12 protein-coding genes are annotated in these 14810 nt (G+C 29.7%); 10 read left to right on the top strand and 2 right to left on the bottom strand.

Annotation, left to right across the window (positions count from 1 at the left end; genetic code table 11):
• The first annotated feature begins 129 nt into the window (after window positions 1–129).
• The 9 genes from JBKA6_RS05415 to JBKA6_RS05455 all read left to right on the top strand — a co-directional run bounded on the left by JBKA6_RS05415 (window position 130) and on the right by JBKA6_RS05455 (window position 9303).
• A complete protein-coding gene (locus JBKA6_RS05415) occupies window positions 130–1752 on the top strand; it encodes a mechanosensitive ion channel family protein (RefSeq protein ID WP_096686618.1) in 1623 nt (540 codons plus the stop codon).
• Between the two features lie 51 nt (window positions 1753–1803).
• Entirely contained in the window at window positions 1804–2646 is an 843-nt protein-coding gene (gene prmC, locus JBKA6_RS05420) for a peptide chain release factor N(5)-glutamine methyltransferase (protein ID WP_231952043.1), read from the top strand.
• Between the two features lie 5 nt (window positions 2647–2651).
• On the top strand, window positions 2652–3377 hold the full coding sequence (locus tag JBKA6_RS05425; RefSeq protein ID WP_096686620.1) for an SAM-dependent methyltransferase: 726 nt from the start codon (window positions 2652–2654) through the stop codon (window positions 3375–3377).
• A gap of 85 nt (window positions 3378–3462) precedes the next feature.
• A complete protein-coding gene (locus JBKA6_RS05430; protein WP_096686622.1) occupies window positions 3463–4131 on the top strand; it encodes a ZIP family metal transporter in 669 nt (222 codons plus the stop codon).
• A 17-nt stretch (window positions 4132–4148) separates the two neighbouring features.
• Window positions 4149–4811: a tRNA (adenosine(37)-N6)-threonylcarbamoyltransferase complex dimerization subunit type 1 TsaB gene (tsaB, locus tag JBKA6_RS05435; protein ID WP_096686624.1), complete on the top strand. Its 663-nt coding sequence runs from the start codon at window positions 4149–4151 to the stop codon at window positions 4809–4811.
• Between the two features lie 595 nt (window positions 4812–5406).
• Window positions 5407–5943, top strand: a complete 537-nt coding sequence (locus JBKA6_RS05440; protein ID WP_096686626.1) for a hypothetical protein — start codon at window positions 5407–5409, stop codon at window positions 5941–5943.
• A gap of 358 nt (window positions 5944–6301) precedes the next feature.
• Window positions 6302–6841, top strand: a complete 540-nt coding sequence (locus tag JBKA6_RS05445; RefSeq protein ID WP_096686628.1) for a hypothetical protein — start codon at window positions 6302–6304, stop codon at window positions 6839–6841.
• Between the two features lie 359 nt (window positions 6842–7200).
• On the top strand, window positions 7201–7743 hold the full coding sequence (locus JBKA6_RS05450) for a hypothetical protein (RefSeq protein WP_096686630.1): 543 nt from the start codon (window positions 7201–7203) through the stop codon (window positions 7741–7743).
• Window positions 7744–7755: 12 nt separating this feature from the next.
• Window positions 7756–9303, top strand: a complete 1548-nt coding sequence (locus JBKA6_RS05455) for a hypothetical protein (RefSeq protein WP_096686632.1) — start codon at window positions 7756–7758, stop codon at window positions 9301–9303.
• 299 nt (window positions 9304–9602) lie between these two features.
• On the opposite strand, the gene JBKA6_RS05460 is transcribed toward JBKA6_RS05455, so the two are convergent.
• Both JBKA6_RS05460 and argS read right to left on the bottom strand, forming a co-directional pair.
• A complete protein-coding gene (locus tag JBKA6_RS05460; RefSeq protein ID WP_197703108.1) occupies window positions 9603–10739 on the bottom strand; it encodes a cysteine desulfurase family protein in 1137 nt (378 codons plus the stop codon).
• Window positions 10740–10762: 23 nt separating this feature from the next.
• Window positions 10763–12547, bottom strand: a complete 1785-nt coding sequence (gene argS, locus JBKA6_RS05465) for an arginine--tRNA ligase (RefSeq protein WP_096686636.1) — start codon at window positions 12545–12547, stop codon at window positions 10763–10765.
• A gap of 576 nt (window positions 12548–13123) precedes the next feature.
• Here argS and JBKA6_RS05470 point away from each other — a divergent pair.
• Window positions 13124–14746 carry a BspA family leucine-rich repeat surface protein gene (locus JBKA6_RS05470; RefSeq protein WP_096686638.1) on the top strand — a complete coding sequence of 541 codons (1623 nt, stop codon included), beginning with the start codon at window positions 13124–13126 and terminating at the stop codon, window positions 14744–14746.
• Window positions 14747–14810: the final 64 nt, after the last annotated feature.

Raw genomic sequence — 14810 nt, forward strand, 5'->3', positions numbered from 1 at the left:
TTCAGTCTAAAAATTCCAAATTGTTGGATAAATAGTTTGTGTTTTTTTCAAGTCTAACTTTTGTAAGTTTGCTGGATTATTTTTCTTGAATTTAGAAGATATAACAAACGAGTTTTTTATTTCAGACTTATGAGCAGAATAGTATTATCATCGGTAGTGATAGTGTGTTTATCAATATTGAGTTTATACGCACAGCATAGTGTAAAAGCAGATTTGACTAATCCAAGTTCTACCATATACACACATCTACACTTTTTAGAGTCAAATTCATATGACATAAAAGAATCTATTAAGACCATAATTCCAAATTCTGTTGACAATCCAGAAGAAGTAGTCATAAAGCTGAAGAAAATCTTTAATGGCAAAGGCCTGTTTGTGGATTTTTACAAAATCCCTACAGATCCTAATTACCAAGATACTATCAGACATAATAGGCTTTCGAAATACGTATTATTTCCAAATGAGATGCCTTTGATATATCTAGAGAAAAAAGGTAATAATTGGTATTATTCCGAGGAGACGGTTGAGAAAGTAGATCACATATACGATAATGTATTTCCCTCTTATACCTCAAAAGTAAAAAAATTAATACCCAAAATAGGTTATAAAAAGATATTTAATATTGAGCTGTGGAAGTTTTTAGGAATATTTGTTTTATCCTTATCTAGTATGGTATTGGGTTTCTTTCTCAAGAAACTAATATTCTTCATTCTGAATAAAATATATTACAGGATTATAAAAAATGATGAAGGCTTTGGTCAAAGACCTTTGAGAAAAATATCTCATGTAATCAGTCTGATGATAACGATTAATTTTTTTGTCAAGATATTTCCTTCACTAGAATTTGAGTCAGAGATAAATAAATGGTTATTTCTAGCACTGAATATAGTTTCTACTGTTTTCTGGATTTATCTATTCCTAAAACTAGCTAAGATCGTTATGAATATGTATGTAGGGGTTACTGAAGGGTCTAAGGAAAAATTAACTGAACAGATAGTTCCCATATTAGATAATTTTTTAAAGGGGATAATAATATTCGCTGGTTTTTTAAAGATTATAACCTTATTTGGCATAGATGCTACAACTGTTCTCGCTGGTGCATCCATAGGAGGTTTAGCCGTGGCTTTAGCATCACAGGATACTGTAAAAAATTTGATAGGTACATTTATGATTTTCTTAGATAAACCTTTTCAAATAGGCGATTGGATAGAAGCTGAAAATATTGTCGGTTCAGTAGAGCAGGTCAGTTTCAGATCTTCTATGATTAGGGCCGCAGATACATCTATCTATCAAATACCAAATAGCCGATTAGCTGAAATAGTCATTAACAATAAAGGCTTGAGATTATACAGAAGATACAAAACAGAATTAGGTATACGTTACGATACGCCTCCAGAGTTGATACAATCATTTGTGTATGGTATAAGAGAGATTATCATAGCTCATCCCGAAACGCGTTCTGAATCTTATAATGTAGAATTTACAGGATTTGGAGATTCTGCTCTTTTGATTATGCTCAATACTTATTTTAAATCTCTAGAGTGGGGGGTAGAGCAATCATCTAAACATAGATTACATATGGCTATTGTTAAACTGGCAAAAAATTTAGGTGTTGAGTTTGCATTCCCGTCTTCTACCTTGATGATAGAACAAATGCCAAATCAAAAAGATGTAGAGATAAAATACAATACAGACAAAAATCATATCGAAGAGATGTTAAAAAAGACAATAGATGATTTTAAGAAAAAATGATAAATCATAAACCAGTCCCATTTGGGAATATAAATTGAGTGGGAATATAAATTGAGATTAAGAGAAGTAAAAAAATATTTTGTCGATAAGGTTTGTGAAATATATGCTCATCAAGAGTGTTTGAGTATGTTTTATTTATGGACTGAAAATACTTTAAAGTTAAAGAGGATAGACGTATCTCTTTATCCAGATATACAGATAGATGAGAATGCATTTTTGGATTTACAACGCGTTATATCGTGTTTGATAGAACAAAAGCCAATACAATATGTCTTGGGCAAGACAGAGTTTTTTGGATTTCCTTTTTTTGTAGATGAGTTTACACTTATACCCAGACCAGAGACAGAAGAGTTAGTTAAGTGGATAATAGATGATTTAGAATCAGATTCTCCAGAAATTTTAGATATAGGAACTGGAAGTGGTTGTATAGCTATTTCACTAAAAAAAAACATATCTAATTCTAATGTGGAGGCCATTGATATATGTCAGAATACTTTGAATACAGCAAGTAAAAATGCGGATTTAAATGGGGAGAAAATCTACTTTATAAAAGAGGATATCCTCTTGATAGATTCATTAGATAAAAAATATGATATCATAGTTAGTAATCCTCCATATGTGAGAGATAGCGAGAGAGAATATATGAGAGATAATGTATTAAAATACGAGCCTCATAAAGCTTTATTCGTATCTGATTCGAGTCCGTTATTATTTTATGATAAAATAAGTGACTTGGCTACCGAAGGGTTAAAACGCAATGGCACTTTGTACTTTGAGATAAATGAAAATTTTGGACGAGAGATAATGCATATGTTAAAATCAAAAGGCTTTGTAGATATTGTATTAAAAAGAGATTTTAGAGGTAAAGATAGAATGATAAAAGCTAAGAAGTAAATTATATGGAGTGGTTTGAAAACTGGTTTGACACGGAGTATTATCACATTCTCTATGGAGATAGAGATCAAAGAGAAGCAGAGAGGTTTATAGACAACATAATATCTAACTTGAATATTTCGGAGGGATCGAAATTTTTAGATATGGCTTGTGGTAGGGGTAGGCATTCTGTGCATTTAAACAAGAGAGGGATGAATGTCTTGGGAATGGATATATCCTCTGAGAGCATATCTCATGCAAAAGAGTTTGAAAATTCAACTTTGTCTTTTGAATTGGGAGATATGAGAGAACCTTTTCCAAGAACAGAATTAGATGTAATATTGAATTTATTTACTAGTTTTGGCTACTTCGAAAATCTCAAAGATAATCAGGCTTTCTTTAATAATTCTAGTAGATCTCTTAAGAGAGGAGGGTATCTCATCTTGGATTTTCTAAATGTGGAAAAAGCAAAGAGACAACTCATAGAGAGAGAAAAAAAGAGTAAAGAGGCAATAGAATTTCAAATACATAGGTTTATAGATAATAATTTCATATGTAAGAAAATAGATTTTCAAGCAAATGGCAGATTTTATTCTTTCACCGAGAAAGTAAGAGATTTTACTCTTGATGATTTTATTTCATTTTTTGCTAATTCGGCATTAGAGATAGTCAGCATACATGGAGATTATGACTTAAATAGTTTTGATAAAACTACTTCAGATAGACTTATTTTGATAGGTAAAAAATCATGAGCATATACAGTTTTTTGATTTTTGAATATGAGGATAATTCAAATGCGAGCAGATATTTTTTTAAACTTAATATTATTATCTGAATATGATATATGCTGGGTTATTGTTATCTATTCTAATTGGAGTGGTAATCGCCTCTTTTTTTAAGCGAATAAATCATAAGTTACTACTTATATTCAGCGGATTTTATCTCTTATCTATTTCAGTATTTCACCTCCTTCCAGAGGTTTACCACATAAAAAAAGAGACCACAGGGATTTTTATGATTCTTGGAATTATGTTACAATTCTTTTTAGAATCTCTATCTAATGGCATAGAACACGGTCATATACACAAGAGTACTAGCCTGACTATGTCTATGTTTGTAAGTATTTGTATTCACGCTTTTATAGAGGGGATGCCATTGCATTTTCATCCACATGAAGAAAACAGATCTCTTTTATACGGTATAATGTTACATAAAGTGCCAGTGAGTATGGTTTTGTACTCTTTTTTTGTTAAATCGAATATCAGTGTAAAAAAAACATTTATATACTTTTTGATATTTACTGCTATGACCCCATTGGGAAGTTATTTGGCGGGGTCTTTGGATGTGTTAGATGCATTTCACACTGAAATAACTTCTTTTGTAGTGGGCATGTTGTTGTATATATCTATAATTGTCATATTTGAGATTAATAGTAGTTATAGAAATAATACTTTTAAAACCTTAGCTATTGTATTGGCTTCTGCTTTAGCTTTTTTTTCTAGTTAGAATTTTAAATATTTCTTATGGCTGCTATTCTCAATATAGAAACTGCTACTAAAAATTGTTCGGTATCTATCTCTATAGATGGAAAGAGCTTATTTACAGAGGAAGTATATGATGATAATTACTGTCATTCTGAAAAACTTCATTTATTTATATCTAATCTGCTAAAGCACATAGGTGATTTCAGTAATTTGGATGCTATATCTATCAGCAGAGGTCCAGGTTCGTATACTGGTCTTAGAATTGGGTTGGCTGCAGCCAAGGGCCTTTGTTTTTCTTTGGAAAAACCACTTATTTCTCTCAGTACTTTGGAGTGTATGCTCTACTCTGTGGTAGATGAAAAATTCTCGGATGCAGACTTTTTAATTCCAATGATAGATGCTAGGAATACGCGTGTTTACAATGCTGTTTTCAATAGAAAAAAGACACTTGTAAAAAGAGATTATATAGAGCATATAAATGAAAATTCACATTCTAAATATCTTTTAAATGAGGCTAAAGTTTGTTATTTGGGGAATAATTTAGAGGGGTATAGAGACATTCTGAAACACTCTAATGCTAAATTTTTAGATGGAATTGTGCCTTCGTCTAGATATATGGGATTTTTGGCAGAAAAAAAGTTTTTAGAAAAAGACTTCGAAAATATCGCCTATTTCGAACCATCATATTTAAATAGCCCTTAAATATTATTGAGTAATTAACTTGGTTAACCCTGATTGTTCATAGTTATATTAAAAACAGATTAGACGTGATATTTTTTGACACTATCTCGTAAAGTGTGTAAATAAATATTCTGCTCTTCTTTTTTTTCCTTTGGAAAATTCACCCTCGAAATATTTTTTCTAAACGTTTTCTATGATGGGATTTAATAAGATGATCTAACATCTAATGTACTAAAAACCTGAGTTCGATTAATAATTTGCTTAATTAAAACATCTGTAAGGCTTGAATTAACTGGGATTAAAGAGACTTGTATTTGTGATAAATCGAGTGTTTTTTGCGCGAAAATTGTTAAATTTCTATTAAATCGTCTCACAAAAACACAAAAGAGTCAAAAACTAAAGAGGCATTGCCTTAAATCCTAATAAAATCAAAGGGTTCGAGTGATTTATTAATCGAACTCAGGTTAAAAAGTATTTTAAGCGGTTTATTTAAAGACTTTAGAAGAAAATAACACCATTACCACTTTTGGAAAATAGACTTGTAGAACAAACCTAAGGAGTTTTTTTTGGTTTTATAATATTTTTTTAATACACTCCGCTCTCATTTCCCTTCTTTATGTTTAGAAAAGCACTAATAATTATTCTCCTATTGACTTTAATATCTTGTAAATATAATCCCTATAGCCTAGAAACACATCAAAGTAATCTAGAAGTAATAAAACAGGGCGTTATAGATCCAAAACTAGTAGGTATTTGGGTTGGGACACCTATACCTGGATTAAAAACTGATAGCATAAGAATATTTATTTTTAGAAAGGATAAGGTACTAAATCAAAAGGTAAATTATTATAAAAAACTCAAAGAGTTTGGGTGTGCTAATTGGTATGAGGGTAGAGGTAATATTATTTGGTCATTAAAATCTAAGGGTTCTTTTTATAGTATGTTTGAAAATTATATACCTGGTGATCCTTCATTTTTAGAAAGAGTTGATTATTTAATTAGAAATGACACACTTTATTGGGGTGGAGTAAAAAACAAATTTGATACTAGATCTAAGTTAATGAAATTAGAGAAATACAATAGGGAAATGTATGATAAACTATTAAAAACAGATCTTCCTTGCATGGATTTATCTACTATATACGATAACTAATATTCAAACAATGATAATATGAGAAACATAAAAAAAATTGATTTAGTGTAGATAATTTCTTTAACTAACTGAAATATTTTACACTATCTCGTAAAGTGTGTAAATAAATATTCTGTCCTTCTTTTTTTTCCTTTGGAAAATTCACCCTCGAAATATTTTTTCTAAACGTTTTCTATGATGGGATTTAATAATGATGATCTAACTATATTAAAAAGTATTTTAAGCGGTTTATTTAAAGACTTTAGAATAAAATAATAGATGTACTGCTTATGAAATAAAGGCTCGCAGAACAAGCCTAAGGAGTTTTTTTGGTTTTATAATATTTTTTTAATAGCTTCCGCTCTCATTTCCCTTCTTTATGTTTAGAAAAGCACTAATAATTATTCTTCCATTGACTTTAATATCTTGTAAATATAATCCGTATAGCCTAGAAACACATCAAAGTAATCTAGAAGTAATAAAACAGGGCGTTATAGATCCAGAACTAGTAGGTATTTGGGCTAAGACTCCTATACCTGGATTAAAAATTGATAGTATAAAAATATACATTTTTAGAAAAGATAAGGTGTTTAATGAAAAGGTGATTTATTATAAAAAACTCAAAGAGTTTAAGTGTGATAATTCGTATGAAGGTAATTTACTCTGGGCATTAGAATCTCTAAAATCTGAAGGGGTTGTTTATAGTATGTTTGAAAATTATATACCTGGTGATCCTTCATTTTTAGAAAGAGTTGATTATTTAATTAGAAATGATACACTTTATTGGGGTGGAGTAAAAAACAAATTTGATACTAAATCTAAGTTCATGAAATTAGAGAAATACAATAGGGAAATGTATGATAAACTATTAAAAACAGATCTTCCTTGCATGGATTTATCTACTATATACGATAACTAATATTCAAACAATGATAATATGAGAAACATAAAAAAAATTGATTTAGTGTAGATAATTTCTTTAACTAACTGAAATATTTTACACTATCTCGTAAAGTGTGTAAATAAATATTTTGCCCTTCTTTTTTTTTCCTTTGGAAAATTAACTGCTGAAATATTTTTTCTAAACGTTCTCTATGATGGGATTTAATAAGATGATCTAACTATACTAAAACGCATTTTAAGCGGTTTATTTAAAGACTTTAGAAGAAAATAACACCATTGCCACTTTTGGAAAATAGACTTGTAGAACAAACCTAAGGAGTTTTTTTTGGTTTTATAATATTTTTTTAATACATTCCGCTCTCATTTCCCTTCTTTATGTTTAGAAAAGCACTAATAATTATTCTCCTATTGACTTTAATATCTTGTAAATATAATCCGTATAGCCTAGAAACACATCAAAGTAATCTAGAAGTAATAAAACAGGGCGTTATAGATCCAGAACTAGTAGGTATTTGGGCTAAGACTCCTATACCTGGATTAAAAATTGATAGTATAAAAATATACATTTTTAGAAAAGATAAGGTGTTTAATGAAAAGGTGATTTATTATAAAAAACTCAAAGAGTTTAAGTGTGATAATTCGTATGAAGGTAATTTACTCTGGGCATTAGAATCTCTAAAATCTGAAGGGGTTGTTTATAGTATGTTTGAAAAATATGTACTTGGGAAAACTTCATTTTTAGAAAGAGTTGATTATTTAATTAGAAATGATACACTTTATTGGGGTGGAGTAAAAAACAAATTTGATACTAAATCTAAGTTCATGAAATTAGAGAAATACAATAGGGAAATGTATGATAAACTATTAAAAACAGATCTTCCTTGCATGGACTCTATAAGCGATATAAATAGTAACTAAATATATTAAAAAATGAAATCAAAAAAAATCTATCATAGTGTAATCTACTTATTACTTCTGACTTTATTTTTCTTTTCTTGCTCCAAAGATGATATAAATTTAAAAGTAGACAAGCCAAAAAGAAATAATATTTCTAAATCCACTCTAAGAAGTGAAAATATTCAACAATCAGGTATAAATCAAGACATTTTTTATGTAAAAAGAGTTGAAGCAGCATTATTTAAAAATATAAAAACTAAGGATTTATCATCTAGAAATTCCTTTGAAAAGAGATTGTTAAATATCTTCGATCAAGATATAGTAGAAAAAAATGGAAAAGAAATTAAGATAAGTGACTTAGAAGGAAGAGAGTTGGATATGTTTTTAATGGAATATGTGAAATCAGAGGTAAACTCCGTAGAGCTATCCGATAAAAAAGAGATGTTATTGTATTCTAGTATAGCAGATACATATAGGGATAATTTTGGTTTTTTATTAGATAAAAATACTGATAAACTTATTATTAATGATAAGATTTCTATGTACAGTAATAATCTCCAAAACAAAAATTCCAAAAACTATATTAGAAGTTATAGTTCTTTGGTAGAGAATAAAATAACAGATTCACAATTACGTAGTCTATCTGATTTAACTGAAAAAGTTTCAAAAGAGTTAAATAAAATCAACGAAGAGATTTATCATAAAGACCGAGCTAATATTAGTAGTTCCCGTTATCCAACGACTGATGAAGTAGATGATCCACTATTTGATCAATATAAAAAAGATTACAAGCCACCAAGTTCTGCTCTATCTAAACCAACTGGTAATCCACCTCCTGATCCTCCAATTTATAATCCAACTAATAATCTAATTCCTGATATATTTTATCCTGGTAAATTATTTTTTAGTTGTTCATTTTATTACGGTAAATCTTCTTCTTCTAAGAAAAAACAAAAAAAATATGATAGAGTTAAACTTTTAGAATTCTTAAGAGCTACTGATAGAAAGGGTAGACGAGGCAGGATATTAGTTGAGTTGGCTTGTGTAGGTCATACTGGCATATATACTAACACAAATACATACAATATTAGAAATGATATTTATTACAATGGTGGTGGCGAAGTAAGGAAAAATAACTATACTTTGTCAATAGGAGCTTTTGATACGAATAATGTTGGTGTTATTAATGAAGATGTTAAAGTATGGGGAAGTAAAAATACATATAAGTATATAATGTCTGTAGGACGTAGAAAACGGGTATGGAGTTGGGTCTCATGGTTTACTTTTGGATTAGTTGATGCTGGATTTAGAGAAATTAGATCATACGAATATGATAGAATAGCATCTACCGCTGAAGATTTGAGAGGATATGGGTATATACTTGATGCTTGGGGTTATGACTATGCTAGAGGGTTTTGGGAAAATTATACATATTACCGAGGTTTTACATGTTCAACTCTTGTATGGTATTGTATTTTAGAAGGTGCTGGAATTGATATAGGTTCTTGGTGGACAACTACTATAAGCCCAGATGGTGTTTATCATTCTACTAATACGAGGAAAATTACAAGTTTTTATTAATACATTTGTAGTCTCTACTTTGGCGGAGAAGTCCCACCCAAAGAGAGCTAAAATGGTATCAAAACCAAAGAAAGGGGTGTTTTTTAATATCCCTTTTCTTTTATGTCTTAAATACAATACCCATCATAGAAACCGTTTAGAAAAAAAATACTTCCTTAGAAATACTGAATAAAACAATACCTTTAACCTGAAAAATTCATATGACTATGAATAATCTGGGTTAATCTATATTTTTTTAAGAGGCTAATTATTTGTAACTCAAATTATTGATTAATAAGTTTTGAGATACGCTTTAAACTTTATTTATAAATCTCTTTTAACACTTCTATTACGTAGTCTATTTCTTCTCTCAAAGAAAATTTACTGAAGGAAAATCTAACTGAAGTTCTATTTTCTAAGTTTAAACCTAAAGAATCTAATACATAATATGGAGAGCTAGCTCCAGAGCAACAAGCGCTCCCAGATGATGAAGCTATTCCTTTTATATCTAAAGAAAATTGGAGCATCCCTATTTTTTTAGGAGGTAACATTACGTTTAGTAATGTGTATAGGCTTTTTTTCATATTGGCAGATTCTCCATTAAATCCTATTCCTTCAATATTTTTTTTCAGTTCTTTTATCATATAGAGTTTTATGTCTTCTATATGTCTTCTGTGTTCATCTAAATTTAGATAGGCAATCTCTATTGCTTTGCCAAGACCTACAATACCAAAAAGATTTTCTGTTCCTCCTCTTTTGCCTCTTTCTTGACTTCCTCCGCATAATACTGATTTCACATTGTTTGTATTATTTATGTAGATGAATCCTACTCCCTTTGGACCGTGGATTTTATGTGCAGAACAAGTTATAAAATCTATATTTAATTCGCTCAAATCGAAATTGTAATGCCCTATGCTTTGAATAGTATCAGAGTGTAATAAGGCCCCATGCTTGCTACATAATTCGCTAACCATATTTAGATCTAAAAGGTTACCTATTTCATTATTACTATGCATTAGAGACACTAAAGTCTTTGTATTTTTTTCTTTTAAAGATTCTTCTAGATGGTTTAAATCTACATTTCCATATTTATCTAAATTTAGATATACAACCTCTATATCATATAAATTTTTAACCCTTTCTACGACGTATTTTACTGATGAATGCTCTATAGTCGAAGTTATTATTCTCTTTACTCCCAAATCGTGTATGGACATTAAAATGGCTGTATTATTCGATTCTGTTCCTCCAGATGTGAAGATTATTTCACCTGTATTTGTGTTGAATTGTTTTGATATTAATTTTCTGACAGACTCTATAATAGTCTTAGATTCTCTCCCTAAGGAATGTATGGAAGAGGGATTTCCAAAATTCACTTCCATTGAGTCTTTCATAGCTTTTAATACTTCTGGGGCTAATGGTGTTGTAGCAGCATTATCTAAGTAGACTTTTTTTATCATTGCTCATATATATTTTTAGATTACATCCTCTTTGGCATTTTTATTCCTAATAGACGCATGCTAGATTTAATAATATTAGCTACTAGGTCTGATAACTGTATCCTAAATAACCTTTCATTTTTATTCGTACAGTTTAGTATAGGGGTGCTTTGATAAAAGGTATTGTAGGTTTTTACCAATTCGTAAACGAAATTGCATACTAGTGATGGATTATAGGTTTCAGCTGATTTTTTTATTATTTCCCCATACTCTATAACGCATTTTATTATGTCTTTTTCTTTTTCTAGAAGATCGATGTTTTCTATATTTAAGGTCTCTTTTATATCTCCATTGTATTTCTTTAAAATGGATTGTATTCTCACATAGGTATACTGTATAAAAGGTCCTGTATTACCATTAAAATCTATAGATTTTTCAGGGTCGAATACAATTCTCTTTTTAGGTTCTACTTTTAATAAATGATACTTCAATGCCCCAGTGCCTATAATCTCATAGAGTTGCTCTTTTTCTTTTTCATCGTATAATTCTAATTTTCCTAGTTGTTCAGAGATGCTTTTTGCAGTTTGTTTCATTTCTATTAGGATATCATCGGCATCTACTACTGTACCTTCCCTAGATTTCATTTTTCCAGAAGGCAAGTCTACCATTCCATAGGATAAATGATACATTTTATTCGCCCATGCATATCCCATCTTTTCTAAGATCAAAAACAAAACCTTAAAATGGTATTCTTGTTCATTGCCAACTGTATATACATTTATATCCGCATCGAATTCTTCTGATCTTTTTATGGCAGTTCCAATATCTTGAGTTATGTATACAGAGGTTCCGTCAGATCGTAATAGGAGTTTTTTGTCTAATCCATCCTCTGTTAAATCTATCCATATAGATCCGTCCTTTTCTTTGTAAAATATACCTTTTTTTAGGCCGTATTCTACTATTTCTCTGCCTATTTTGTAGGTGTCACTCTCATAGTAATTTTTATCAAAATCTACTCCCAACAATTTATAAGTCTCTTCAAATCCATCTAAAACCCATTTATTCATCATATTCCAAAGATCTAGAGTTTCTCTATCTCCCTTTTCCCATTTTAACAACATCTTTTTTGCCTCAATTAATATAGGAGCGTTAGTTTTTGCAAAATCTAAATCTTTTCCCTCTGATAATAATTCTTGAATTTCTCGATTATATACCTCATTAAATACAACGTAGTATTTTCCAACTAGTTTATCTCCTTTTATCCCCGTTGAACATGGATTTTCATTATTTCCATATTTTTTCCAAGCCAACATAGATTTGCAAATATGTATTCCTCTGTCGTTTATTATTTGGGTTTTATATACTTTTTTGCCAGAATATTTTAAAATTTCTGCTACTGAATAACCTAATAAATTATTTCTTATGTGTCCTAAATGTAGAGGCTTATTAGTATTAGGAGATGAGTACTCTAGTACAACCTTTTGGGAATTTTCATCTGTTGCTGTAGAACCATAGTTTTGGTCGTGTTTTACACTGTCGAAAAATAACAAGTAATATTTTGTGCTTATTACTAGGTTTAAAAAGCCATTTACAACATTGTAATTAGATACTATGTCGGATTCTTCTATCAGTTTTTCACCTATTTCCCTTGCTGTGAGCTCAGGTGATTTTTTAGAATATTTAGTAAATGGGAAAGTTACTAAGGTTATGTCTCCTATAAATTCAGTTCTAGTGTTTTGAAAGTTGATGTTGCTATTGTCTGATAGATCGTATAGTTTGTTTAGTATAACACATACTTTTTCTTTTAATATTTTGTTTATTTCCATTGAATGTTTTGTAGAAAAAAAATAGGATTTAAATCTCAAAAGGAGCTTAGATTCAGCAAAGTTATAGTTAATATTTAATTAACCTGGATTATTCATAGTCATATTAAAATAGGTTAGATATGATATTTTTTCGTTAACCTTTTTGTTAACCCAGATTATTCATGGTTATATTCCAATATTTGATATGAAGTGTTAATTTTAAAGGTTTTTAAGGAAATCTAGACCACTTTAGATATTCCCCGAAAATGAGGAATAAAAATACATTTTTTATAGACTGAGTTAGATTGATAATTCCTTAGAAATACTCTATAAAAACGATAGGTCTAACCTGAAAAAGTCATATGACTATGAATAATCTGGGTTAGATTTCGACTAAATCGATATCATAAGCATAAAAAAGCCCAAAACTAAAGGGGTATTTCCTTAAATATAATTTAAATTACAAGGAGTAATATTTTTTTAAACACTTAAGGTAAAACTACTAAATTCGTACATATGCTAACTCATACTAGAAAGCTTGAAGATTGTCAGTGATTTATCTGTAAATCAGGTTTTTAGTTTATTATTTTAAATATTATGAAGTCAAAAATTTTACTGTTTTATTTATTTGTTTTTCAAATTATGTCCTTTACTTCTTGTTCAAAAGAAGAAAAAGTGGAAGAAGTAGAAAATACTTCAGATACTGTTTCTTTACTTTCTTTCAGTTTGAAATTTGATTCTGATAAGAATAATGGTCTGAGTAAAGATATAGAAGGAGTTGTCAATTCTGAAGATTCTACTAAGATATCTGTTGTTTTACCTTATAGGAAAAGAGAATTAAGAAAAAATTTAGTTCCTACAATAAAGTTTGTAGGTAAAAAAATAGAACCTGACCCTAGTGAAAGTAGAGATTTTACAAACCCTGTAGCTTTTACAATTACTTCTGAAAAAGGAAAATCTAAAACCTATACAGTAACTGTTTCTGTATTACCCGAGAATACTGAAAATGAAATATTATCATTTAGTATTACAAAACCTAATGGGGTGAAAGCGAAAATATCGACAAGTATAGATGAAATAAATTCAATTATATCTATATCACTAACAGATTTATCTTACTATGATTTAGCAAAAATAACAAACGTAGTGCCATCAATAGAGATTTCAAACCTTGCTTCTATATATCCTAATTCTAATGATTATATAGACCTTTCAAAGACAGAATCTGTGAAATACAGAGTAACAGCAGGGAACGGAGAAACTAAAGATTACACTGTGACTATTACGCATCATGAGTTTAAGAAATTTATTTCTAAGTGGAAAACTACTTCAAACAACGAACAAATAAAATTGCCTATTTACGATGGTGGAGAATATGACTTTACAGTAGATTGGGGCGATGGTTCAGAAAAGCAAAAAGTTACTTCTCATACTGGAGCTTCACATACTTATACAACAGCAGGTAAGTACACCATTACTATTACAGGAAAAATAGAAGGTTTTAACTTTGGTAAAGTCTTCAATTGTATAAGAACTAATCCTTATAGTTTTGATAAGTCTTCTGGTGATTATCCGAGTCCTGGTTGTTCTGATACAGACAAGATAATAGATATTTCATCTTGGGGTGATCTGAAATTACTCAACAGTATTGAATATACAAAAGATCGTAAATCTAAATATTATGGAAGTTTTGAGGAATGTTCCAAGTTAGTAACTTTACCTATGGAAGTGCCTAATTTAGAGGGGGTTACTAATATAGCACGGATGTTTTCAGGAGCTAAAGCTTTCAATGGAAATATAGGCAGTTGGAATGTTTCTAAGGTTACTAATATGGCATATATGTTTCATAAAGCTGAAGCTTTTAATCAAAATATAAGCAGTTGGACTGTTTCTAAGGTTACTAATATGGAAAGTATGTTTGAAAATGCTACATCTTTCGATCAAAATATAGGCATTTGGAATGTTTCTAATGTTACTAATATGGTAAGTATGTTTAAGGTCGCTAAATCTTTCAATGGAAATATAGGCAGTTGGAATGTTTCTAATGTTATTCATAGGCTAGAGATGTTTTATTTTGCTAAAAATTTTAATCAAGATTTAAGTTCTTGGGATTTGCCATATAATGGAATTCAAAATTTTAGTTTAATGTTTCGACGTTCAGGAATGCCTTATATTGAAGGCGCTGCTAACAGCAAGCATCCTGAAAACAAATCTAAATAGTATAATTATTGATATTATTTAACGAAGAAGCCGTTTAGGATTGATCCTAAGCGGCTTTTTTGTT

Source organism: Ichthyobacterium seriolicida, from assembly GCF_002369955.1.
GTDB classification, from domain to species: Bacteria; Bacteroidota; Bacteroidia; order Flavobacteriales; family Ichthyobacteriaceae; genus Ichthyobacterium; species Ichthyobacterium seriolicida.

Coding starts and splice junctions, on each gene's coding strand:
- JBKA6_RS05415 (WP_096686618.1), top strand. CDS start 130: ATGAGCAGAATAGTATTATCATCGGTAGTGATAGTGTGTTTATCAATA.
- JBKA6_RS05425 (WP_096686620.1), top strand. CDS start 2,652: ATGGAGTGGTTTGAAAACTGGTTTGACACGGAGTATTATCACATTCTC.
- JBKA6_RS05430 (WP_096686622.1), top strand. CDS start 3,463: ATGATATATGCTGGGTTATTGTTATCTATTCTAATTGGAGTGGTAATC.
- tsaB (WP_096686624.1), top strand. CDS start 4,149: ATGGCTGCTATTCTCAATATAGAAACTGCTACTAAAAATTGTTCGGTA.
- JBKA6_RS05440 (WP_096686626.1), top strand. CDS start 5,407: ATGTTTAGAAAAGCACTAATAATTATTCTCCTATTGACTTTAATATCT.
- JBKA6_RS05445 (WP_096686628.1), top strand. CDS start 6,302: ATGTTTAGAAAAGCACTAATAATTATTCTTCCATTGACTTTAATATCT.
- JBKA6_RS05450 (WP_096686630.1), top strand. CDS start 7,201: ATGTTTAGAAAAGCACTAATAATTATTCTCCTATTGACTTTAATATCT.
- JBKA6_RS05455 (WP_096686632.1), top strand. CDS start 7,756: ATGAAATCAAAAAAAATCTATCATAGTGTAATCTACTTATTACTTCTG.
- argS (WP_096686636.1), bottom strand. CDS start 12,547: ATGGAAATAAACAAAATATTAAAAGAAAAAGTATGTGTTATACTAAAC.
- JBKA6_RS05470 (WP_096686638.1), top strand. CDS start 13,124: ATGAAGTCAAAAATTTTACTGTTTTATTTATTTGTTTTTCAAATTATG.